At 65.6% G+C, this 1328-nt stretch carries 2 protein-coding genes; one reads left to right on the top strand and one right to left on the bottom strand.

Going from position 1 to position 1328, the window contains the following annotated elements; translation table 11 throughout:
* Positions 1 to 907 (top strand): FAD/NAD(P)-binding oxidoreductase (locus EN884_RS36120; protein WP_164895425.1); only part of this gene is annotated, 907 nt, incomplete at its 5' end.
* 30 nt (positions 908 to 937) lie between these two features.
* Here EN884_RS36120 and EN884_RS36115 read toward each other — a convergent pair.
* The coding region (locus EN884_RS36115) for an aminotransferase class III-fold pyridoxal phosphate-dependent enzyme (protein WP_128361136.1) at positions 938 to 1328 on the bottom strand (391 nt) is incomplete at its 5' end.

Raw genomic sequence — 1328 nt, 5'->3', positions numbered from 1 at the left:
GCCCGGTGCCGATCTGTCCGGGGTGCTGTCGCTGCGCTCGCTGGCCGATGCGCGGCTGATTCGCGACCTCAGCGCGCAAACCGACGAAGTCGTCATCCTCGGCGGCGGTTTCATCGGGCTGGAGATCGCAGCCACGTTGAGGGCCGCCGGCCGCACGGTGACAGTGGTCGAGGCGGTGGACCGGCTGCTCGGCCGCGCCGTGGCGCCGGTGGTGGCGAGCCACGTCCGGCAACGGCTGGAAGCGACGGGCGTGCGCATCCTCACCGGCACCTCGATCGCCGGGCTCGAAGGCGAAAACGGTCATGTCGTGGCCGCGATCACCTCGTCAGGCGAAAGACTGCCGGCGCGCATGGTCATTGTCGGCATTGGTGCCGTGCCGAATGTCGAACTGGCACAGGAAGCTGGCCTCGGCATCGCCAACGGCATCCGCGTCGATCACCAGATGCGGACTTCGGTGCCGGAGATTCTCGCTATTGGCGATGCTGCCTCTTACCGTCACTGGTTCACCGGCGGCGACGTGCGGCTGGAATCGGTGCAGAATGCCACCGACCAGGCGCGGCTTGCCGCGCGCACGATATCAGGCCATGCCGACGCCTATTCTGCGGTGCCATGGTTCTGGTCCGACATCGGCGACATGAAGCTGCAGATGGTCGGCCTGACCGCCGGCGGCGACAGCCATGTCGTGCTGGGCGGCCTTCCCGACAACAAATTCTCGATCTACCACTATGCCGGCGACCGGCTGCTCGGCATCGAATCGGTCAACCGTCCGGGCGACCATATGCTTGGCCGCAAGATGTTGGGCGCCGGCTTCTCGCCGACGCCGCAGACGGTGGCCGCTGGCCCCGAGGGGCTGAAAGCGGCACTGGCTGCTTTCCTCGAGAATGAGCCCGCCAGAGCGGCGGGATAATTCCGTCCCTCAGGCGCGGCACCTTACTGATCAGGCGGCGCAGACTTCGCGGATCGAGCTTTCCAGAATGTCGAGTGCTTCGTTCATGACTTCGTCCTGGATGGTGATCGGCGCCAGGAAGCGGATGACGTTGCCGTAGACGCCGCAGGTCAACAGGATCAGGCCCTTGTCGAGCGCCTTCAACCGGATCGCATTGGCGATCTCGGCTGAGGGCAGGCCCTTCTTGACGTCGTTGAACTCGACCGCGTTCATGAAGCCGAGACCTCTGATGTCGACGATCTCGGGCACGTCGTCGCGGATCGACTGCAGCCGCTGTTTCAGCCTTGCGCCCAGCGTATTGGCGCGGTCGCACAGCTTTTCATCCTCGATCACGTCGAGCACGGCGTGCGCCGCGGCAACGCCGATCGGACTGCCGCCATAG

It is taken from the genome of Mesorhizobium sp. M7A.F.Ca.AU.001.01.1.1 (assembly GCF_004022735.1).
GTDB classification, from domain to species: domain Bacteria; phylum Pseudomonadota; class Alphaproteobacteria; order Rhizobiales; family Rhizobiaceae; genus Mesorhizobium; species Mesorhizobium ciceri.
The sequence above is the reverse complement of the archived record's forward strand: the minus strand, read 5'-3'. Positions and strand labels throughout refer to the sequence as shown.